Source organism: Nocardia sp. NPDC050413 (assembly GCF_040655475.1).
Classification (GTDB): Bacteria; Actinomycetota; Actinomycetes; order Mycobacteriales; family Mycobacteriaceae; genus Nocardia; species Nocardia coubleae.
In genome coordinates this window covers 469,734-490,536 of the sequence record NZ_JBFAJZ010000001.1, presented here as the reverse complement: position 1 = coordinate 490,536, position 20,803 = coordinate 469,734, and the positions used below count along the sequence as shown (strand labels likewise).

Annotated in this window: 18 protein-coding genes; 7 read left to right on the top strand and 11 right to left on the bottom strand. The window is 69.3% G+C overall.

Annotated features, from left to right (window positions below; translation table 11 throughout):
* Positions 1–6: 6 nt before the first annotated feature.
* Positions 7–1,089, top strand: coding sequence for a transferase (locus AB0I19_RS02380; RefSeq protein WP_357143553.1), 1,083 nt, complete (start codon positions 7–9; stop codon positions 1,087–1,089).
* 61 nt (positions 1,090–1,150) lie between these two features.
* Here the strand turns inward: AB0I19_RS02380 and AB0I19_RS02375 are convergent, their stop codons facing one another.
* The 6 genes from AB0I19_RS02375 to AB0I19_RS02350 are packed head-to-tail and all read right to left on the bottom strand — an operon-like array spanning position 1,151 to position 8,107.
* Entirely contained in the window at positions 1,151–2,296 is a 1,146-nt protein-coding gene (locus tag AB0I19_RS02375; RefSeq protein WP_357143551.1) for a glycosyltransferase family 4 protein, read from the bottom strand.
* Positions 2,283–3,305, bottom strand: coding sequence for a beta-xylosidase (locus AB0I19_RS02370; protein WP_357143549.1), 1,023 nt, complete (start codon positions 3,303–3,305; stop codon positions 2,283–2,285). The genes AB0I19_RS02375 and AB0I19_RS02370 overlap by 14 nt, the downstream gene beginning before the upstream one ends.
* The gene (locus tag AB0I19_RS02365; RefSeq protein WP_357143547.1) at positions 3,259–4,851 is read right to left on the bottom strand and encodes an oligosaccharide flippase family protein; all 1,593 of its coding nucleotides are present in this window, start codon (positions 4,849–4,851) and stop codon (positions 3,259–3,261) included. The genes AB0I19_RS02370 and AB0I19_RS02365 overlap by 47 nt, the downstream gene beginning before the upstream one ends.
* A complete protein-coding gene (locus AB0I19_RS02360; RefSeq protein ID WP_357143545.1) occupies positions 4,848–5,906 on the bottom strand; it encodes a glycosyltransferase family 1 protein in 1,059 nt (352 codons plus the stop codon). Before AB0I19_RS02360 ends, AB0I19_RS02365 begins: the two co-directional genes overlap by 4 nt.
* Entirely contained in the window at positions 5,903–7,273 is a 1,371-nt protein-coding gene (locus tag AB0I19_RS02355) for an O-antigen ligase family protein (RefSeq protein ID WP_357143543.1), read from the bottom strand. The genes AB0I19_RS02360 and AB0I19_RS02355 overlap by 4 nt, the downstream gene beginning before the upstream one ends.
* A gap of 6 nt (positions 7,274–7,279) precedes the next feature.
* The gene (locus AB0I19_RS02350; protein ID WP_357143541.1) at positions 7,280–8,107 is read right to left on the bottom strand and encodes a glycosyltransferase; all 828 of its coding nucleotides are present in this window, start codon (positions 8,105–8,107) and stop codon (positions 7,280–7,282) included.
* A gap of 228 nt (positions 8,108–8,335) precedes the next feature.
* On the opposite strand from AB0I19_RS02350, the gene AB0I19_RS02345 reads away from it, so the two are divergent.
* The 5 genes from AB0I19_RS02345 (at position 8,336) to AB0I19_RS02325 (ending at position 15,437) form a co-directional block, all read left to right on the top strand.
* Positions 8,336–9,349, top strand: a complete 1,014-nt coding sequence (locus tag AB0I19_RS02345; protein WP_357143539.1) for a hypothetical protein — start codon at positions 8,336–8,338, stop codon at positions 9,347–9,349.
* A 6-nt stretch (positions 9,350–9,355) separates the two neighbouring features.
* Entirely contained in the window at positions 9,356–10,738 is a 1,383-nt protein-coding gene (locus AB0I19_RS02340; RefSeq protein WP_357143537.1) for a GNAT family protein, read from the top strand.
* A complete protein-coding gene (locus AB0I19_RS02335; RefSeq protein ID WP_357143535.1) occupies positions 10,738–12,069 on the top strand; it encodes a glutamate-1-semialdehyde 2,1-aminomutase in 1,332 nt (443 codons plus the stop codon). The genes AB0I19_RS02340 and AB0I19_RS02335 overlap by 1 nt, the downstream gene beginning before the upstream one ends.
* Complete coding sequence (locus AB0I19_RS02330) at positions 12,066–13,172, top strand: glycosyltransferase (RefSeq protein ID WP_357143533.1); 1,107 nt, start codon at positions 12,066–12,068, stop codon at positions 13,170–13,172. Before AB0I19_RS02335 ends, AB0I19_RS02330 begins: the two co-directional genes overlap by 4 nt.
* 246 nt (positions 13,173–13,418) lie before the next feature.
* Positions 13,419–15,437, top strand: coding sequence for an SDR family oxidoreductase (locus AB0I19_RS02325; protein ID WP_357143531.1), 2,019 nt, complete (start codon positions 13,419–13,421; stop codon positions 15,435–15,437).
* A gap of 108 nt (positions 15,438–15,545) precedes the next feature.
* Here the strand turns inward: AB0I19_RS02325 and AB0I19_RS02320 are convergent, their stop codons facing one another.
* The 4 genes from AB0I19_RS02320 to AB0I19_RS02305 all read right to left on the bottom strand — a co-directional run bounded on the left by AB0I19_RS02320 (position 15,546) and on the right by AB0I19_RS02305 (position 18,157).
* Positions 15,546–16,424: an NAD(P)H-binding protein gene (locus AB0I19_RS02320; RefSeq protein ID WP_357143529.1), complete on the bottom strand. Its 879-nt coding sequence runs from the start codon at positions 16,422–16,424 to the stop codon at positions 15,546–15,548.
* 51 nt (positions 16,425–16,475) lie between these two features.
* Positions 16,476–17,054 (bottom strand): sugar O-acetyltransferase, encoded by a 579-nt coding sequence (locus AB0I19_RS02315; RefSeq protein WP_357143527.1) that lies wholly within the window; start codon positions 17,052–17,054, stop codon positions 16,476–16,478.
* A 43-nt stretch (positions 17,055–17,097) separates the two neighbouring features.
* Positions 17,098–17,628, bottom strand: coding sequence for a cutinase family protein (locus AB0I19_RS02310; RefSeq protein ID WP_357143526.1), 531 nt, complete (start codon positions 17,626–17,628; stop codon positions 17,098–17,100).
* Between the two features lie 316 nt (positions 17,629–17,944).
* On the bottom strand, positions 17,945–18,157 hold the full coding sequence (locus AB0I19_RS02305; protein WP_067488734.1) for a hypothetical protein: 213 nt from the start codon (positions 18,155–18,157) through the stop codon (positions 17,945–17,947).
* A gap of 92 nt (positions 18,158–18,249) precedes the next feature.
* On the opposite strand from AB0I19_RS02305, the gene AB0I19_RS02300 reads away from it, so the two are divergent.
* Complete coding sequence (locus AB0I19_RS02300; protein WP_357143524.1) at positions 18,250–19,941, top strand: FAD-binding dehydrogenase; 1,692 nt, start codon at positions 18,250–18,252, stop codon at positions 19,939–19,941.
* On the opposite strand, the gene AB0I19_RS02295 is transcribed toward AB0I19_RS02300, so the two are convergent.
* Positions 19,942–20,772, bottom strand: a complete 831-nt coding sequence (locus tag AB0I19_RS02295; RefSeq protein ID WP_067638995.1) for an IclR family transcriptional regulator — start codon at positions 20,770–20,772, stop codon at positions 19,942–19,944.
* Between the last annotated feature and the right edge of the window lie 31 nt (positions 20,773–20,803).

Genomic DNA, 20,803 nt, shown 5'->3' with positions numbered 1-20,803 from the left:
CCTGCCATGACCCGCCGCTGCCGAGGTTGCGGTGACACCGCGCTGCGCACCCTGCTCGACCTGCGCACGGTGCCCGCCGCCGACCACTTCCCACCTCGCGATTCCCCGGTGCGGCCGACCGAGTCCGGGCATCCCCTGCGGATGGACCGGTGCGCGGCGTGCGGGCTGGCCCAGCTCGCCGACGACGACACCGTCACCGCCGAACCGCGTGGGATCGAACCGCAGGCGCTGCGCGATCAGGCGGCCGACGCGATCGACCGGGTGCGTGCGGCCGGTCTGCTCACCGGCGCGACCGTGACCGAGTTCGGCAGTCCGCACGGCGGTACCTGGTTGCCGCTGTCCGGTTTCACCGAAGCCACGGGTCCTGCCGACATAGTCCTCGACTGTTTCGGCATCATGCACGAACCCGACCAGCGCGCCGCCTTCGCCGCCCGCGCCGCCGCGACCGCACCCGCGGGCGTGCTGCTCGTGCAGTTCCATTCGCTGGCCGCCATCGTGGCGCAGGGTCAATGGAATGCGTTGCGGCACGGCCACTTCGCCTACTACTCCCTTTCCTCCCTGCGTACCCTTCTCGCCGCGGCGGGGATGAGCGTCGTGACGGCATGGGAGTTCGACCTCTACGGCGGCACGGTGCTGGTCGCCGCACGTCACGGTTCGCATCCCGCCGACCGGGCGGTCGAGGAGTTGCTGGCAGCCGAGGAGGAGGTGCTGGCGGCGGCCGGCGGACTGCAACAGGTGGTGGATCGCCACGTCGGTGCTCTCCACGATTGGCTGGAAGACTGTGCCGCCCAGGGTCTTCGGACCTTCGCCTACGGCGCCGCCTCCCGCGCTGTCGCTCTCCTGGCGATGGCGGGCGCGCACCGGGAACTCCTGGCCGGAGTGGCCGACGCCTCACCCGGCAAACAGGGCCGACGCATGCCAGGAACCGACGTCCCCATCATCTCCCCCACCGATCTGGTGGCGGCCGAACCCGACGCTGTCCTGCTCACACTCCCCGATCTCCTCCGCGAAGTCCGAACTTCCCTCCCGCAACTCGACGGCTGCTGGTTCGTCGACGATCCCGTCCGCCCGCGAAAAGTCGACCGGTAGCCGATTCTCGGCAACTCGTCGTCCCCTATCCGTTCGACCTGCGGACCGACTCACTGAGAGTTCATGGTGAGCCCGGTGCTGCCGACGTCGAGTTCCCGGCCGGTGTCGACATAGCTCGGTCGCCGTCGCCGACCACCGTGTCGAACATGTGCGGGCGGGTCTGGGTGCGGTTGTGCCGGGTGGCGATCTTCGCGAGTCCCGCTTCGCGGAGCCGAGCGCGCAGGGCGTGGTCCTCGGTGATCCGGCGCAGCGCCTCGCGCAGGGCATGTGGGTCGTCTGGGCGGACGCATACCGCGACGTCGGGGCTCACATTGCCGCCGTGGTCGGTCGCGACCACGGGGACACCCACGCTCATCGCCTCGAGCACGACCAGCGGTCCCGCTTCGGGGAGGACGCTGGCCGAAACGAGAACGTCCCAGTCGCGGATGGTCGGCAGTGGGTCGACGTGGCCGAGGAAGCGCACACGGCCGGCGAGGTCGGGCTGGGCCGCGCGGTCGCGGAGTCGCGCCAGGTACGGTTCGTCGCCGGGCAGGGCCTTTCCCGCGATCTCGACGCTCACCTCGGGCAGTGCCGCAACGGCTTCCAGCAGCACGTGGTGGCCCTTCCACTCGGTGATCACTCCGAGGATGCCGACCACCGGGTGCGAGCGATCCAGCATGGGTGCGGGCTCGACCGGCCACGGCACCCCGAGCCAGGCCACCTCGGTCTCGATCCCGAGCGCACGCACCGGGGCCGCCGCCCGTTCGGACACCGCGACGGCCCGTGCCAGCGCCATCCGACCGATCCGCGCCACCGCGAATTGTCTTGTGCTGGCGAGGATGTCGTGCACCAACCAGACCGTGCCACGGCGCCGGGGCACCGACATCGCCACGGCGGGCAGGGCCATCGTCGAATTCACCACCAACCGCGCCCGGCCACCGCGCGAGGCCTTTCGCAACGCGGCGGCGGCCAGCACCCAGTGCCGCAGCATGACCAGGGCGGCCACCAATCGCGCGCCGCCCTGCTGACCCGACAAGCCGAGTTCCGGGATCGGCACATGTCCCACCGAGCCGGGCAGCCGTTCGCTGAGTGCACCGACCGGGCACGCCACCCGCACCCGGGACCCGCGCGCGACGGCCAGTTCGATCAGATCGAGCATCACCTTCTCCGCGCCCGAGGCCTGCGCGCTGTGGGCGACGAACAGCAGGTCTCGCTCAGCGCCCGGCACGCAGCACCTCCGCGTGGTTGCGCACCACCGTCACCGCCGGTTTCTCGGAGTAGTCGCGGCGCAGCAGACCGAAGTTGTCCTCGAGGTCGTGCGGGTCGGCGCCGGCGTCGACCAGCGAGTAGACGAACACAGGGCCGATATCGTGGATGGCGGCGACCATGCCGAGTCCCTGATCGATGATCTGGGCCTGCACGTCCTCGCTCACGGCGCGCGCACCGGAACCGGTCGGCGCACCGAACTCGGTGGGCCACAACTGCATCGTGGTGTCGTGGTTGGCGTCCATGATGCGCCGGATCCGCATGAGGTTGCCGAAGGCGTTGTACCAGCTCTGCGATTCCGGCAATTCGGGATAGGAGTACGGGTGCACGGCGACGGCGTCGAAGTCGGGGGCGGCGCCGATCGCGTAGAGCGCCTCGACGAAGGTGGCGGGGGCGATGTCGCGGCCGTCGTCGGCGGCAGGCGCCAGGCCGCCGACGATGATCTGCCCGTGCGGCTGGCGAGCGCGCACGGCGAGCGCGGCTTGCCGCAGCAGGTGCGCGTAGGTGGCGACATCGGGCTTCGGCGCGAAGAACGCGGTCACATTGGGTTCGTTCCAGACCTCCCAGTGCGAGATCTGGTCGCGATAGTGATCCACGGCGTCACCGACGAACCGCCCGAACAACACCGGTTGCGGTGCGGTTTTGCTGCCGCCGTCACCGCCGTGTGGGCCGGCCCAGGCGGGCGCGTAGGTCAGGATCGCCAGCACCGAAAGATTGTGGGCGCGCGCGGCCCGCACGGCGCGGTCGGTGGCCGACCAATCCTGTTCGCCGCGAACGGGTTCGATGACCGACCAGTCGATGTCGATGCGCACCCAGGTGGCGCCGGTCTGCGCCACGATGCCCATCTGCCGGTCCAGTTCCGCGGCGTCGAGCTGCAGCCAGGTGTGTCCGCCCGAGATGCCGAGACCACCGCGCACCACCGGTTCAGTGCTCGCCGTCGGCTCCGGTGCGCACCCGAGGACTGTCGCCATGACGACCACGGCGGTCAGTCCCGCCCGAGCGATTCGCCACAGTGTCATCGGTTTCCGGTCCTCGCAAGCTTCGTATGGTCAATCCCTCGGTCCTTCGCATGATGCTTCCGGCGATGAGAACGTATATCAGGCAGGCCGGTACGCAGGTGAGAATCCACGGGGGCGCCCAGTGCCGTTGGGCCAGGCTCGCGGCGACCACGACAGCGACGGCGACACCGGTGAGCGCGGCCACCGTCGTGACCGGGAGCAGCCGCCGCAGCCGTACCGTCGTGAGCACCGCGATCCACACCGAGATCAGCAACACCACCTGGGCGATCAGCCCGGCGATCGCGGCGCCCTCGTACGACATCCGGTCGATCAAGGGCCACGCGATGCCCAGGTTCACCGCGAGCGCCAGCGCGGCGATCCACGGGATCAGGGTGTTGCGTCCGGTCGCCATGAGCGCGACCAGGCCGAGATTCGCGACCGCGCCGAGCAGACCTGCCGCCACCTGGATTCGGCCCGCGTCCGCCGCCTCCACGAAGTTCTCGCCGAAGAGCAACCCGATCACCTGGCCTGCGACCGGCCAGAAGGCCACGAGGGCGAGCAGACCAAGGGCGATCAGCGCGACGTTCGCCTGCCGGAAGTAGCGCCGGAAGCGGGGCGGGTCGTCGGGCCACAGCGCGATCAGCAGGGTCGTCAGTGGCGCGACGACCGAGACGGCGGCGGTGTCGAGCAGGTCGGCGAATTTCATGCCGACGGCGAACAGTCCGACGGCTTCGAAGCTGTCGGCGTGCCCGAGCAACAGCAGCCCGACCTTCTGCAACATGATGATGAGCGCCAGACCGATGCTCAACGGCAGCGCCTCGCGCAACATCGGCCCCCACCAGCGCAACTCGATGCGCCGCGCCGGAATGGGCCCGCCGAGGCCTCGTGTCACCGCGACGACCTTCACCGCGACCGCGACGACTTCGTAGGCGATGGCAGGCACCACGACCCACAGCAGCGTCGGCGCCCACAGCACGGCGGCGACCGTGAGCGCCAATTGGACGCAGCGCGCGAGTGATTCGGCGGCGGCGACGAGGGTCAGGCGCATCGTCGATTGGAACAGGATGGTCAGCGCGTGGCTCGGGGTGGCGATCACCACCACCAGCCCGGCGAGCGCCGTGGCCGCGACAACCGGTGTGGGACACCGCATCGCGAGGACGTAGCCGATGGCGAGTCCGTAGCCCACCAGGCCGAGAACGGTGCGCAACACGATGAACGAGGCGGCCACCTCGGAGGCCTCGGTGGGATCGCCGTGCACGAGTTTGCCGATGACCGCCCGCCCGACACCCAGGTCGGTGACAATCGCCAGCATGCCGAGCAGCCCGAAAACGAAGGAGAAGTAGCCCCATTCGACCGTCGGCAGCGATCGCGCGATCAGGGTGGTGCCGAGCAGGCCGAGCGCGGCGGCGAAGATCCGGGCGGCCAGCATGGCGGCGGTGTTGTTGGCCGCGGCGCGACCCGATTGGGCGCGGCGCCTGCCCTCGGCTTGCTCGTCGATGGCGGCGGTCTGCTCGCTCACGGCAGGAGTCCGGCCGTGCGATAGGTGGCGACGGTGGCTTCGGCGGTGGCCTGCCAGCTCAGTTTCGTCATCGCGACCAGGCCGCGGTCGCGCAGTTCCCGGTTGGCGGCCTCGTCGTGCAGCAGCGGACGCATCGCTCGGACCCATGCCTCGGGGTTCGTGCCCTCGACCAGGACCGCACCGTCACCGCAGACCTGCGGTAGCGCGCCGACCGCGCTGGCGACGACCGCACCACCGCAGGCCATGGCCTCCACCGGCGGCAGACCGAAGCCCTCGTATTCCGAGCAGTAGGCCACCACGGTCGCGGCCGCGTAGAGGGCGGGCAGGTCGGCGAGGTCCACGTAGCCGAGCCCGATCGCCGAGGCCGGAGCCTGCGGGCCGTCGGATCCGGCGCCCGCCAGCACGAGCGGGATGTCGAGATCGCCCGTCACCTGCGCCAGCATCGCGACCTGTTTGCGTGGTTCGACGGTGCCGACCTGCAGCACGAAGCGTGACGGCAGCGCGTACCGGGCGCGTACCCGGTCCACGGCGGTCTCGTCGGGCACCGTGGCCCAGGCGGCGGGAGCGAGCGGGACGACGACGGCCTCGCGCCCGAAGCGGTCCGCGATGCGCTCGGCGGTGAATTCGGAGACGGCGATGAGCAGGTCGGCGCGGGTCAGCGACATCCGCAGCAGCAGTTGCTCGCCGCGGGCCCGGTAGCGGCTGAACGCCCACGGCACGTCGAACACCGACAGATCGTGCACGGTGCTGACCGTGGCCCTCGGACCGGTGAGCGGGATGTCGACATCGAGTCCGTGGAACACATCGGCACCGCGCTGCGGGGCAATGCCGTGCCAGGCCCGGCGCGCCCCGGCAGCCACCGGTCGCGTCACCGCGGTGATGCCCTCGGGCAGCACGGGCGCGGCATCGGCCTGGACCAGCGCCGACAGCGCGGTTCCCGGCATCAGCCCGACCATCCTTGCCAGCAGCTCACGCTGGTAGGTGGCGACACCCGCACCGTTCGGCCGGAACGCCAGCGCCCCGAAACACACTGCGCTACTGGAGGATTCATTCATGACGGCACCTGTTCGGGGACAGAGTTCGGCGCGGCGGACACGGGCTCGGGTCGGCGCTGCGTGACGGCACACCCGACGACCGCGGCGAGCAGCCAGAAATAGAAGTCGGTCGGGAAGATCTCGAAGTAGCTGGACGCCACGGCCGCTACCGCGCTGGCTAGCACCGACGCCGCGACACCGAGTGCCAGGGCCGAGTCCGGTCCGCGCAGTGCACGGGCACCGCGGAACGCGAGCAGGAAGATCGCGACCAGGATGGCGCAGAACAGCCACACCCCGATCGGCCCGAGTTCGATGAGCAGCTTCACGTAGTAGTTGTCGGGTTGATAGGGACGCCCGTAGATCTGGACCTCGCCGGTGGCGTACGGCATCTCCCCCGCCATCGGCCCGAGTTCCTCGACGAGCAGCCGCGCCGCGGCCGCACCGGTGGAACCGAGTCCGTCACCGAAGGGATGACTGCCGACCGTGCGCATCACGGTGTTCCAGCCGGTGCTGCGGTCGGCCAGGCTCGACGAGGAGAACAGCGAACTGCTGGCCTGCGAGGACACCGCGATCCCGCCGACGACGACCACCGCGACGGACCCGAGGATCACCGGCATCAGCTGACGGCGATACCGCACGACCGCCAGCAGCAACGCCCCGACGAGCAAGCCGGCCAGCGCCGCCCGAACCACGCTCGCGGCGGCGCCGAGCACCAGGATCGGGGTGGCCATCAGGAACACCCGATTGCGCGCGCGCCGGGGATCGGCCAGCGCCACCGAACCACCAACCAGCAACACCGTCACCAGGTAGAAGGCATAGGGGAACGGCTGATTGAACGTGCTGAAGGAGCGGAGCAGACCACCGGCGAAGCGGATCGTCTCGTTGTACTCGTAGCCCATCTTCGCCAGCCCGGCACCGCCGATCACCTGCTGGGCCAGGCCGAACAACGCGATACCCACCGATTCGACCATCATGATCGTCACCAGCAGATCGCGGTCGCGGGGGGTGAAGGGCCGCAGGTAGAGGATCAGCGGGATCACGACGAAGTAGAAGAATGTGATCTTGATGGCGAACAGCCCGAGCGTTCCGGCCGTGACGAACGCCGACACCACACCGAACACGCACAGCGCGGCACCGAAGGGCACCCACGGCAGCGTCGGGCGCGGCTCGGTCAGCCGGTGCGGAACGAACAGCGCCACGGCCAGCGTCAGACACAGCAGCGCCTCTTTCCAGCCCGCCACCTGCATCCAGCCCGGAGCGATCTCGAGCAGACCGTTGAACGGGACGAGCGCGGCCACCAGCAGCACCCCGCGCTGGGACCGGAAACGAATCCAGCGCAGGAAGACCCAGCCCACCGGGACGGCGGCCAGGTACAGCAGCGAGCTCATCGCGCCTCAGCCCCGCCCGGCCAGCTGCCTGGCCCGCGTGCCGAGGCGGACCAGCGCCTGCCGGACCACGGTGGCATCGCCGGCGAGCACGTCGACCGGACGCACCAGATCCCGGTATTCGCGGCGCGCGTGATGGTTGAAGCGCACCACGTCGGAGAACTTGCTCAGCGTCGAGGTGGTGGAGGAATGGTTGAAGATCGACGCCCGGTTCACCGCGAGCGGGCGGTTGTGCCCGTAGAACCCGCCGTGCGCGCACAACCGGGCGATCAGATCGATGTCCATGGCGTAGAAGAAGTCGGTGCGGAAGCCGCCGGTCGCCTCGAACTCGCGGCGGCGGAACAGGAACGCGGCAGTGGGACACAGGTCGTCGGGCAGTCTGCGCACGAAGGTGCGTACGGCCGATCGCGAGGACTTGCGCCCGATCAGCCCGGCCAGCCCACGAGCTCTGGCCAGGACGGTTCCGTCGTCGTCGATGATGTCGAATTTCGCGCCCGCGACGGCGATTCGTGGGTCGCGCAACGTCTCCACCTGTGCCGACAGGCAATCCGGGGTGATGAGGTCGTCGGCGCAGACGAGTTTCACCAGCTCGCCACCGGCGAGGCTCATCACCCGGTTCCAGTTCTCGGTCATCGGGAGCACGGTGTCGTTGGTGTGCAGCCGGATCCGTTCGTCGTCGATGGACCGGACCAGTTCACCGGTGCCGTCGGTGCTGGCGTTGTCGAGGACGACGATCTCGAAATCCCCGAACTCCTGGGCACGGATCGAATCGATGGTCTCGGTGATGGTGCGCGCCGCGTTGAATGCCGGGACACAGACCGATACAGGCACCCCCACCACAGCACATCCTCCCAGACATTCAGCAGGCCCGCGTCGCGCGTCGGGTGCCCGTTTGCGTGCACAGTACCCGCCGAGCAATCGACATTCACATCGAGACGAAGGGGGATAATGTTTCACGATTCCCAGTACGGGTACTCATGATGCTCGCCACAGTGCTCAGAGTTCGCTAGACAACGGAACCCCAGCTAACATCGCTGCACAAGATCGGCGAAATGTGGGGACAGCGTGAGCGAGACCGACCCGGCGGACACGGGCGCCGATTCCCCGGCCATGTCCGGGGTGAACATTGCCGACCATCTGCGCAAGCTGCTGCGCGCCCTGCCGATCGCCTTGGTCGTCGCCGCGATAGTCGGTGGTGTGGTGTGGGTGGTGCGCGACGGCAGTCCACGCACCTATGAGGCGAGCCTGACCGCGCAGATCTCGCAGCAGTCGATCGGTGCGGTCTTCAACGAACTCACCCAGCCCTACATCGTGCTCGTCACCGAGAGCCGGGTGCTCTCGGATGTGGTGAAGAACGGGCTCGCGCCGTCGGAACAGGATCTGCGGCCGCGGGTTTCGGCCATGACCGGTCCCGCGCCCTCGCTGTTGATCATCAAGGCGCAGGCGGGGTCGTCCGAGCAGGCCGAGAAGCTGGTCTTCGCGGTGCAGCAGTCCCTGGACAGTGTCGCCTCGCAGATGCGCACCGAGGCCATCGCCCGTTCGGCGGCCGACCTCGAGACGCATCGGCGCGCGGTGGAGGACACTTTCACCAAACGCCTCGCCGACGACCCGCTGCGCCCGGAACTGAGCTTCGATGCCAGGGATGTGGCCCGCGAGATGGAATTCCGGCAGGTGCTCGGCATGCCGCGTCTGACGGTGGTGGCGAATCCCCGCTCCGAACTCGTCGCTCCCCATCCGGTGCAGGAGGGTCTGTTCGCGGCGCTGGCCACATTGATCATCGTCGCGGAGTCGGTGGTGCTCGCTCGTGGCGCGATCGTCCGGCGTGGCGGTCTTCGTCGCGGCGGGACGAAACCGGATCCGGCGAAACCGGCCTCGCCGACACCGGATCCGAAGAAGCCGGAACCCGTCGAGTCACAGCCCGTCACGCCGACACCACCGGCGCGCACCGACACCGCGACCGTGCCGCATGTGACGAGCAGCGCGAGTGTCCACTACGACCCCGAGACGACGGTGCTGCCACGGCAATGGCCGGTGCGGGCGGCACCGGTGCCGAAGTCCTCCGTTCCGCGCGAGAACTGAGGCGCAGTGTCGCGCACGACCACCGAGGCCCCGACCGCGTTGTCGAGCCTGACCTTCGGCCCGATTCGCCACGGCGACAGCCTCGTTCGCCTGCGCCCGCCGCGACTGTCGGACTTCGACCGGTGGCGTGAGATCAGGCTGCGTGACCGGGCCTGGATCGAACCGCACTGGGGCACCTCACCGCTGAGCTGGGAGCAGCGGCACACGCCACGGATCTGGGCGCGCGAGTGCCTGGTGGCCTGGTCCGATATGCGGGCCGGGCGCCGGTTCGTCGGCGCGATCGAGGTCGACGGGCGGTTCGCGGGTCAGATCGAGTACACGATCATCGACGCCGATTCGGCGACGGCGGAGGCGAGCGCCTGGATCGATGCCGGTGCGGCCGGTCGTGGGCTGATCGGACGAGCTTTGTTGTTGTTGTGCGACTACATGTTCCGCGTGCACGGTGTAGCGCGGGTGCTCGCCCCGGTGTCCATCGACAACGACCCCGCGCTGCGCTGCCTGCGGGGGCTTGGCTTCCGGCACGAGGCGACGATGGTCCGGGCCTACGACGCGGGTGGTGCGCGCAAAGACCACACGCTCTGGGCACTCACCCCCGCCGATCTGGTTGCCGCGCAACTGCCGCCGCTCGTTCCGGCCGATCCAGCGGACGTTCCCATCGTGGAGCCGAGAGCTTCCAGGCCGACCTCCCTGCCGGGCACCGCACCGGGCGCAGGCTCGGCGGATAGCGGCGTACCGCGCGCGGTGGTCGCGCTGGCCGCCCTTCGATGGTCGGTGTGGTCTGTGCGGGAGAACCTGCGGCACTACCGTCCCGCCGCCCCGGTTTCGCTGATCGTCCGGGAGCGCCCGAACACGGTGGTGCGCACCCTGACTCGCATGGACAAGGCGCAGTGGAGTCGGGTGGGACGCACCAGGGTGATGGCGACGAGCTCGTTCCCCCGGTCCAGGCAGGAGGGGTTCGGCACCGAGGAAGGTACCTCGGGCAGCCGAGACCGATCGAAGAGCCGCGCCCAGTGGTATCGCGCGCTGTGGCACACCCGATTCGGTCTCCGATCACCGAGTGGGCTGCGCCTCGTACTCGATGTGAACGGCGCCTACGCAGGCGAATTCCACCTCTACGATTCACCGCTGCCCTGCCAGGCCACCGGGCTCTACACCTGGGTCGATCCAGTCCGGGTCGACCCCGAACTGTGGGCGGCAGCCCTGCGCGAGGTCATCGAGCACGCTTTCGCGGAGCTGGGTGTGCAGCGGATAGCGGCCGAGATTCCCGTCGGCGACACCGTCACCGCCGCGGTGGTCGCCGCCGCCGGTTTCGCCCACGAGGGGCTGCTGAGCGCCCATCGCGGGCCGGGCGGACTGTGTGCCGATCACGATCTCTGGGGGCTCACCTGATGCGCGACTTCACCCGCAGCACCGAAATCCAGGCGCGTCTGCACGACCTCGTCCCCGGCGGAGCGCATACCTATGCCCGCGGTGCCGACCAGTACCCCGAGTCGATGGCGCCGGTCCTGGTGCGCGGCAAGGGCGCTCGCGTCTGGGATGCCGACGGCAACGAGTTCGTGGAATACGGGATGGGATTGCGGTCGGTCACCCTCGGCCACGGATACGAACCGGTCCTGCGTGCGGCCACCGAGGCCGCCGCCGACGGCATGAGCTTCTCCCGCCCCACCGAACTGGAACTGCTTGCCGCACAGGACTTCCTGGACCTGGTGCCGGGCGCCGACATGGTGAAGTTCGCCAAGAACGGCTCCGACGCCACCACGGCGGCCGTTCGGCTCGCCCGCGCGGTCACCGGGCGCACCACCGTCGCGGTCTGCGCACAGCCGTTCTTCTCCGTCGACGACTGGTTCATCGGCACCACCGACATGTCCGCCGGTATCCCCGCCGTCGACACCGTGACATTCCCCTACAACGATCTCGACGCGCTCGCGGCGGTCCTGGCGGGTGACACGGTGGCGGCAGTCTTCCTCGAGGCCGCGACCGCCTTGGCCGAACCGCTACCCGGTTACCTGGAAGGTGTTCGCGCACTGTGTGATCGGCACGGGACGCTGCTGGTGTTCGACGAGATGATCACCGGCTTCCGGTGGTCGGCAGGCGGCGCCCAAGCGGTCTACGGGGTGACACCCGATCTGTCGTGCTGGGGCAAGGCGATGGGCAACGGATTCCCGCTGTCCGCACTCGCGGGCAAACGCGAGTACATGGAGCTCGGCGGCCTGCGTACCGATCGCGACCGGGTGTTCCTGCTGTCCACCACCCACGGCCCCGAAACCGCCTCGCTCGCGGCGTTCCGCGCCGTGGTGCACGCCTACCGCACCGAGGACCCGATCGCCCGCATGGAAGAGGCGGGCCGCGCCCTCGCCGACGGTGTGAACGCCGTCGCCGCCGAACACGGCATCACCGACCACCTCCAGGTGCGCGGGCGCCCGTCGTGCCTGATCTTCCGCACCCTCGACGCCGAAGGCAGCCCGTCGCAAGCCTTTCGGACCCTGTTCCTGCAGGAACTGCTCGAGCACGGCGTGCTCGGACAGTCTTTCGTCACCTCCGCCGCCCACGACGCCGAGGCCGTCGCCGACACGGTCTCCGCGTGCGCCGGGGCCGCCGAGGTGTATCGCCGCGCGATCGAACGCGGCTCCGTCGACGGGCTGCTGCGTGGCCGCCCGGTCGCGCCCGCGTTGCGCCGCACCGCCGCACCCCGCCGGATCGAAACGAGAACCTCCCCATGACCCGTGTCGCCATCGTCCACGAACGATTCACCGAATTCGGCGGCTCGGAGGCCGTGGTCGGCGAGTTCGTCGAAACATGGCCCGACGCCGCGGTATTCGCGCCCATCGTGGCGCCCGGCGGGCTCCGCGAGCCGGTGCGCACGGTGCACGACACCTGGCTCAGCCGCGCCCACACCGTCACCGGCGGCAGGCACGCCCCCCTGCTGCCGCTGGTGCCGCGGGCGTTGCGGCGCATGCCGCTTCGCGACTTCGACGTGGTCGTGGTGAGCCACCACGCCTTCGCCACCCAGGCCGCGCTCGCGACCGACGCACCCGTGGTCGCCTATGTGCACAGCCCGGCACGGTGGGCATGGGATCGGGAATTCCGCGCCCAGGAAGCGGGCGGCCGACTGGGTCAGCTCGCACTCGGTGCGCTCGGAACACTCGCTCGCCGTGGCGAATTACGCGCCGCACCCCGGCTCACTCACGTAGTCGCCAACTCGCATGCCGTCGCCGACCGGGTACGCGACTGGTGGGGTCTGCCCGCCTCCGTCGTGAATCCGCCGGTGCAGGTCGCCCGCTTCACGCCCGATCCCGGGGTCCCGCGGGAGGACTTCTTCCTGTGCGCGGGCAGGCTCGTGCCCTACAAGCGCGCGGATCTGGCGATCCGCGCGGCTCAGCGCGCGGGCGTGCGGCTGGTCGTCCTCGGCGAAGGCCGGTTCCGGGACCAGCTCGAGGAGCTCGCCGGACCGGAGACCACGTTCCTCGGCGCCACCTCCGCCGACGTCCTGCAGGACATGTACCGGCGCTGCCGGGCGCTGCTGATGCCGGGCATCGAGGACTTCGGCATCGTCCCCGTGGAGGCCATGGCCTGTGGCACGCCGGTACTCGCGGTCGGCGCGGGTGGCTCGCTCGACACGGTGCGACCCGGCGTGACCGGCGAATACGTGCCGCCCGGCCACGACGACGCGGTCGTCGCCGCCCTCGCCGAACGGATGCGCGACTTCGATCCGGGCACCTACGATTCCGCGAAGATCCGCGCACACGCCGACAGCTTCGCCCCCGACAAATTCCGCGCCAGGATGGCCGACACCGTTGCCGGAGTACTCGCCGCGCACCATTAGCGATAAGTTGCCCGAAACTCGGAGTTACGGAAATCAGCTGTCACACATACCCTTTGACCTGCGACGACGGGTGACAATTCCCACACGGTGACAGACACCCCGTCGCTTGCCCCCCTTGTTACCGACGAGTACGGTTAGCCGCACCCGGACGACGACGTTCCCGGGTTCTCGTGATCCCCACATCCACCGCCGCATGCCGGATCACTTTTGCGCACACCGTGTTTCGAGACATTTTCAGGAGGGGCGATGGTTTCCTACATCGTGACGGGCGGTACCGGTTTTCTCGGTCGGCGAGTGGTACGTGAGCTGCTCGCCGCCGACCCGGCCGCGATCGTGCACGTGCTGGTGCGCGCCGAGTCGCTGGCCAAGTTCACCGCGCTCAACGCGCAGCATCCCGACGGCGATCGAGTGTTCGCCCTGGTCGGCGACCTGACCGCCGAGGGGCTCGGCTTGGGCGACGAGCCGCCGCGCGCCGACCATGTGCTGCACCTCGGCGCGGTCTACGACATGACCGCCGACGAGGAATCCGCCCACGCGGCCAATGTGAACGGCACCCGCGCGGTGATCGAGCTGGCCCGCAGGCTCGGTGCGGTCCTGCACCACGTGTCCTCGGTGGCGGTGGCGGGCGATCATCACGGCAAGTTCTTCGAGGAGGATTTCGACCTCGGCCAGAACCTCACCTCGCCCTATCACCGCACCAAGTTCGCGGCCGAGAAGCTGGTCCGCGAGGCCGGCGACGTGCGGTGGCGGGTATATCGCCCCGCGATCGTCGTCGGCGATTCGCGTACCGGTGAGATGGACAAGATCGACGGGCCGTACTACTTCTTCCCGGCCATCGCGGCGCTGTCGGACCTGCCCGCCGAACTGCCGCTGCCGCTGCCGGATCTGGGTGCCACCAATGTGGTTCCGGTCGACTACGTGGCCGAGGCGATGGTGCGCCTGGTGCGCCGCCCGGGGCTGGACGGGCGCACATTCCACCTGGTCAACCCGCAGCCGCAGCCGTTCGGCGAGATCTACCGTGCGCTGGCGAGCGCGGCGGGCGGGCCGACCGGGATCGGGACCGTGCCGGGCAGTGCGTTCGCGCTGCGCGGGCTCGGTCAGGTGCCCGGCGCACACGCGGTGCGCGACTTCCTGTTCGAGCAGGCGGGCATCCCCGCCGAGGTGGCCCCGCATGTCGGTTTCACCGCCGAGTTCGTCTCGGACTCCACGCGGGCGCTGCTGCCCGGGCTCGCGGTGCCCGCCTTCGAGACCTACGCCGCCCGGCTGTGGGAATTCTGGCGCGCCAACCTCGATCCGCAGCGTGGCCGTGTCGAGTCCGGGGCGCATCCGCTCTCGGGCCGCACGGTGCTCATCACCGGCGCCTCGTCGGGCATCGGGCTGGCCACCGCGCATGCTGTCGCGCGTCGTGGCGCGGTGGTGCTGATGGTCGCGCGCGGTGTCGAAGACCTCACTGCCGCAGCGGAATCCATTCGTGCCGACGGTGGGTCGGCTTTCGCCTACCCGTGCGATATCACCGATGCCACGGCCGTCGGCGCGCTGGTGCAGACGGTGCTCACCGAGCACGGCCATGTCGACTACCTGGTGAACAACGCGGGCCGTTCGATCCGGCGGTCGGTGGCCAATTCGGTGGACCGCATGCACGATTTCGAGCGGACCATGGCGGTGAACTACTTCGGTGCGGTGCGGCTCATCCTCGCGCTGCTGCCGTCGATGCGGGAGCGCCACTTCGGCCACATCGTGAACATCTCCTCGATCGCGGTGCAGACCAAGGTGCCGCGCTTCGCCGCGTACGCCGCGAGCAAGTCGGCGCTGGACAACTTCAGTGACATCGCCGCGGTCGAAAACCGTGACGCGGGAATCACTTTCACCTCCATCCGGATGCCGCTGGTCCGCACCCCCATGATCGCGCCGACCGAGCTCTACCGCGCGCTGCCGCTGCCGGATCCGGAGCGGGCGGCGGGCATCGTGGTCCGCGCCCTGCTCGAACGCCCCGACCGCATCGACACGCCTGTCGGCACGTTCTCGCAGGCGGTCGAGATGTTCCTGCCGTCGCTGAAACGGACCATCATGCACACCGGGTACCGCCTGTTCGGTGAATCGACCGCCGCGCAGGGCAAGCAGGAACCGGTCATCGCGGAACCCGCCGAGACGGCCGAGCCGTCGCGTGGGCCCCTCACGGTCCTCGGCCCGGTCCTCGCCCCGCTGATGGTGGTTCCGAGTCCGGCCGCGCGGATGAGCCGGATGCTGCCCGGCGTCCACTGGTGACCTGAGTCCCGGTCACGACACTCGCTTTGTCGGGGGGTGTCGTGACCGGGTCGGGTCGGCCACACATCTCGCGGCCTCGCCCGTGTGGTGTGAGGGCGGGATCGGTGATCAGCGCAGCTGACGGCAGACCCACTCGGCCAGAGTCGTCGGCGTGGTGGTGAGCAGGGTTCGGGCGTCCTCCGGGATGTAGTCCGTGCTGAGACCCGCTGCCATTCCGGCGATTCCGTCGATCTGGCCGTCACCGAGCCCCGCTGATCGCAGGGCGTTCCGGAACTCCCGGTCGGAGAGGTGGATCGGGGTGACGTCGCGCCCGAGTTGTGCGCCGAGGATCTCGGCCACGCGCGCGAAGGTGAGATCCTCGGGCCCGTGGACCGCCTGGACGACGCGGCCCGACCAGTCGTCGGACAGCAACCGCACCGCGGCGACCTCGCCGATATCGCGCGGATCGACCCACGGCATGGCGTGGTCCAGTGGCCAGGGCGTGGACAGGGTGCCCGCCCGGATCTCGTCGAGTTGGGGCAGCAGGTTCGTGAAGAAGTACCCGCATCGCAGGTGCAGCACATCGGCACCGGTGGCGTCGAGTAGCTCCTCGGTGCGTGCGAGTCCGTCGATTTCTCCGGCGCCGGAACGTTTCTCGGCTCCCCCGCTGCTGAGGAACACCGTCTTCTCGATGCTGTTCTCGACTACGGCCCGCGCCGCGGAGGCACCCATCAGCGCGTAGCCGGCTACCGGATCACCGTCCACCAGCGCGGGCGGGTCGACCCAGAACAACCGATCGGCCCCCTCGGTGGCCCGCACCACGGCGTCCGCGTCTCCCTGGTCGACCCGCACCACGTCGACCAGCTCCCGAACGCCATCGTCGAGCCGCCCCGGGTGCCGCATCAGCACCCGCGGCCGAACTCCCGCCTGCACCAACAGCCGCACCACCCTCGACCCCACGTGTCCCGCGGGCGTGCTGACCACGATCCTCTTCGTTCGATTTCCCATAACCGCACGATAGAAGCCATCGCGGTCACTTTCCGTCCGCGAATGCCGGTGTCACCACGTGCGCAGGACCGACGCCTTGGGACCGGCTACGAGGCTCCGCTCCGGCACGTCGTCACCGACCACCGCGCCGGCCGCGATCACCGAGTCGCGTCCGATACTGACGCCGGGCAGAATAGTCGCCCCGGCACCGATCCAGACATTGTCGGCTATATCGATCGGTCCGCCGGTGAGAAACCGGCGCCGTTCCTCGGGGTCGACCGGGTGCCCCATGGTGATGAAGGTGGCCTTGGGACCGATCATCACGCCGGAGCCCAGCCGGATCCCCGCGTAGTCGAGGAACGTGCACCCCTGGTTGACGAAGACCCGCTCCCCGATGTCGAGACCGAGTCCGTGGTCGGTGTAGAAGGGCGGGTAGATCGTGAGCTTCGGGGGCAGCGGACGCCCGAGGATCTGCTCGAGCAGTTCCGCCTTTCCCGTTTCGTCGTCGAAGGGCAGTGCGTTGAGCCGGGACGTCATCGCGGTGACCGCGAGCACCCGCTCGTGCATGGCCCGGAACTCCTCGCCAAGCACCCGCTCGCCCCGGTCCAGCAGCTCGGGATCGTGGATCAGCATCATGTTCTCGCTCGCCATCTCCCGATTCTGGACTATCGGTCGCCGACCCCGGTGGGCGACTTCACAGCCGGGCGTTCACCTGTCCCGCCGCGTCGGCGAAGGCCCATTCGTAGGTGCCGTGGGCGGCGGGAAAGATGCCGCCCGCGCACACCGGATCGCCTGCGGCACAGTAGTTTTGCGTGCGATCCGCGTACCAGGGGTGGACTGTTCCGCCGATGAGGCGGAGTGGGTCACCGAACAGCAGCACCGCGAGGACACGGTGGGACAGTTCGGGCGGGAGGGTCCACATGCCCGGGAGTGCCAGTGCGGCAGGGGAACCCAGCACACCGTGGGTGACCACCGCACCCTGCGAATAGCCGACCAGAATGAAACGCTGGTCCGGGCAGGCGGCCGAGCGGGCGACGAGATGACCTGTCATGGCGCGGGTTCCGTCGCTCACCGAGGACGGCACCAGCAGATCGGCGGGGTATTCCACGCGGTGCGCACTGGTGTCCACCGCCAGATGCTCGCGCAGGACCGCGTAGAGCGGGTCCCCGACGGCGGCCCCTAGATATCCGGGCTCCGTTGTGCCACGGGCGATTACGACGTCCACCGCGGCACAACCCTGTGCCCACGCCGTAGGTCCGGGCGCTATCGCCGAACCGATTCCCGTGGCGAGAAGCCACACCGACAGCATTGTCGCTGTGCGCTTCCAACCGATACGCATTACCTTCCGATAGGCCATGGGGACCACCTGCTCACGCCGTTGTGAGGATTAGAGAACCGAGCAGTTACCGTCCGCCTCAACGGCATTCGGGGTGCTCAGAGGTGGAATACCCGGTCATCGGCATCGGCACGGCATGCGTTGCGCATCCCTTGCGCCACGGTTGCGTCTCGGATCGCCTGCGGCACAGGGCCGCCCGAGGGGTTTACTTCTTCTTGGACTTCTTTTTGTACTTCGGCTTGTCGTTGTCGGGTTCCCACTCGTAGCCGGGGGTGTTCTTCTCGCAGTAGGAGTCGGCCACGTGCACATCGCCGAGGTCGCGTTCGCACCAGCGTGACTTGCCGCAGGAGGTGGCGCCGAGGGACGCGAGCACGGCAAGGGCGAGCACGGCGGCGCCCGCGCGGATCCGGACCTTCATGGTTTCTCGAGCCTTTCCTCGGTGAACATCGCTGGTCAGGTGAATTCCAGGACTCCCCCCGGTCACCGTCGCAGCAATGCTAGCTTTCCTACATGTCGAGCGCAGCACCCCAGCCCACCGATGATTTCTCCCCCGACGCGATCGTGGTCGGCTCCGGGCTCGCGGGCCTGGTCGCCACCCACGAGCTGGTGCTGGCTGGACGCAAGGTCCTCGTGGTCGATCAGGAGAACCGCGCCAATCTGGGTGGGCAGGCGTTCTGGTCGCTGGGTGGGCTGTTCCTGGTCGACACCCCCGAGCAGCGCCGCCTCGGCATCAAGGATTCCTACGACCTCGCCCTGCAGGACTGGATGGGGTCGGCCGGTTTCGATCGCCTCGACGGCGAGGACAGCATGGCCGTGGAGTGGGCGCGCGCCTACGTGCGCTTCGCGACCGACGAGAAGCGGGACTACCTGCACGCCTTGGGTTTACGCATCACACCGATCGTCGGCTGGGCCGAACGCGGCGGCTCCCTCGCCGACGGTCACGGCAATTCGGTTCCCCGTTTCCACCTCACCTGGGGTACCGGTCCGGAGGTCCTGCGGGTGTTCCTCGAGCCCGTGCTGGCCGGTGAGGCCAAGGGCCTGGTGCGGTTCGCCTTCCGCCACCGGGTCGACGAACTGGTGGTCACCGACGGTGCGGTCACCGGTGTGCGCGGCAGCGTGCTCGCGCCCAGCGACACCGAGCGTGGTGTCGCCTCGAACCGGGACGTGGTCGGCGACTTCGATTTCCAGGCACCTGCGGTGCTGGTGAGCACGGGCGGCATCGGGCACGCGCACGACATCATCCGGCGCAACTGGCCGACCGAGCGCCTCGGCCCGTGCCCGGAGACGATGATCTCGGGCGTACCCGCCTACGTCGACGGGCGGATGCTCGGCATCTCCGAGAGCGCGGGCGCGGCCCTGGTGAACCGTGATCGCATGTGGCACTACACCGAGGGCATCAACAACTGGGATCCGGTGTGGCCCGATCACGCCATCCGCATCCTGCCCGGTCCGTCGCCGCTGTGGTTCGACGCGAACGGCCGACGCATGCCCGCACCGTGCTTCCCCGGTTTCGACACCAATGCCACGATGCGCCAGATCCTGTCGACCGGCTACGACTACTCCTGGTTCGTGCTGAACCAGACCATCATCGAGAAGGAGTTCGCCCTCTCCGGCTCGGAGCAGAACCCCGACATCACCGGCAAGGACTGGAAGCTCACGCTGCGCAGCCGCCTCGCCAAGGGCGCACCGGGTCCGGTCGAGGCGTTCAAGCAGCACGGTGTGGATTTCGTGGTCGCCGACTCGCTCCCCGCCCTGGTGGACGGCATGAACGAGATCGCGCGCGGACCGAAGCTCGATGCCGCCGAACTGGAACGGCAGATCGTCGCTCGCGATCGCGAGGTGACCAACCCCTTCACCAAGGATGCGCAGATCGCGGCGATCACCGCCGCCCGTAAGTACATCGGCGACAAGTTGCAGCGGGTGGTCACCCCGCATCGCATCCTGGATCCGGCCCACGGTCCGCTCATCGCGGTGCGGCTCAATGTGCTGACCCGCAAGACGTTGGGCGGCTTGCAGACCGACCTCGACTCGCAGGTGCTGCGTCCGGACGGTTCGGTGTTCGACGGCCTGTACGCCGCCGGTGAGGTCGCCGGGTTCGGCGGCGGCGGTGTGCACGGGTACAACGCGCTCGAGGGCACGTTCCTCGGCGGCTGCATCTTCTCCGGCCGCGCCGCGGGCCGGGCGATGGCGCGCCGGAGTTAGTCAGCCGCGCCCGTGCCGGGGTGTCAGCGCGCGTGATGCCTCGTTGGCGACCTCGGCGAGGGCGCGCGCCAGCCGGGCGGTGTCGAGGGCGGCGCGGTCGCCGTTTACGGTGCCCGACAACGAAATAGCGGCTACCGCTACGCCTCGGCCACGGATCGGGACCGCGACACAGCCCACGCCGGGCAGCGATTCCTCGGTGTCGACGGCGACGCCCTGACGGTGCCGGATGCGGGCCAGTTCCCGGTGCAGTTCCACCCGGTCGATGATGGTGCGGGCCGTGCGGGCGACGGTGTTGCCGCGCAGCGAAGCCTCGGCGATGCCGGGTTCGAGGGTGGCCAGCAGCGCTTTGCCGAGGGCCGTGCAGTGGGCCGGTAACCGACCGCCGATGCGGGTGGGGATCGCCACCTGCCCGCGCCTGCCCGCGCGATCCAGGAACAGCACCTCGCGGCCGTCGAGCACGGCGAGGTGTCCGACCAGGCCGGTGCGCTGGCTGAGGTCGTAGAGCAGCGGGCCGACCACTTCACGTAGTTCGTTGTGTTCGGCGGCGAGCCCGCCGAGTTCGAGCACCCGCAGTCCGAGGCGGTAACCGCCGGGAGTGTGTGCGAGCCAACGCAATCGGATCATCTGATCGAGGATGCGATGCACTGTCGACCTGGGCAGGCCGGTGCGCTCGGCCAGGCCGAGCAGGGTGAGGGTCGGGGTGGTCGCGTCGAAGGCGTCGAGGATGAGTGTCATCCGCTCGATCATCGACGTGGGCGGTGTGCCGGCCGAGCGGGCCGATCCGGTCCACAGTTCCTCCGTCGCCGGTTCGGTCACGATGTCGACCGTCATAGATCCAACCTCCACAGTGTGTAGCGAATAC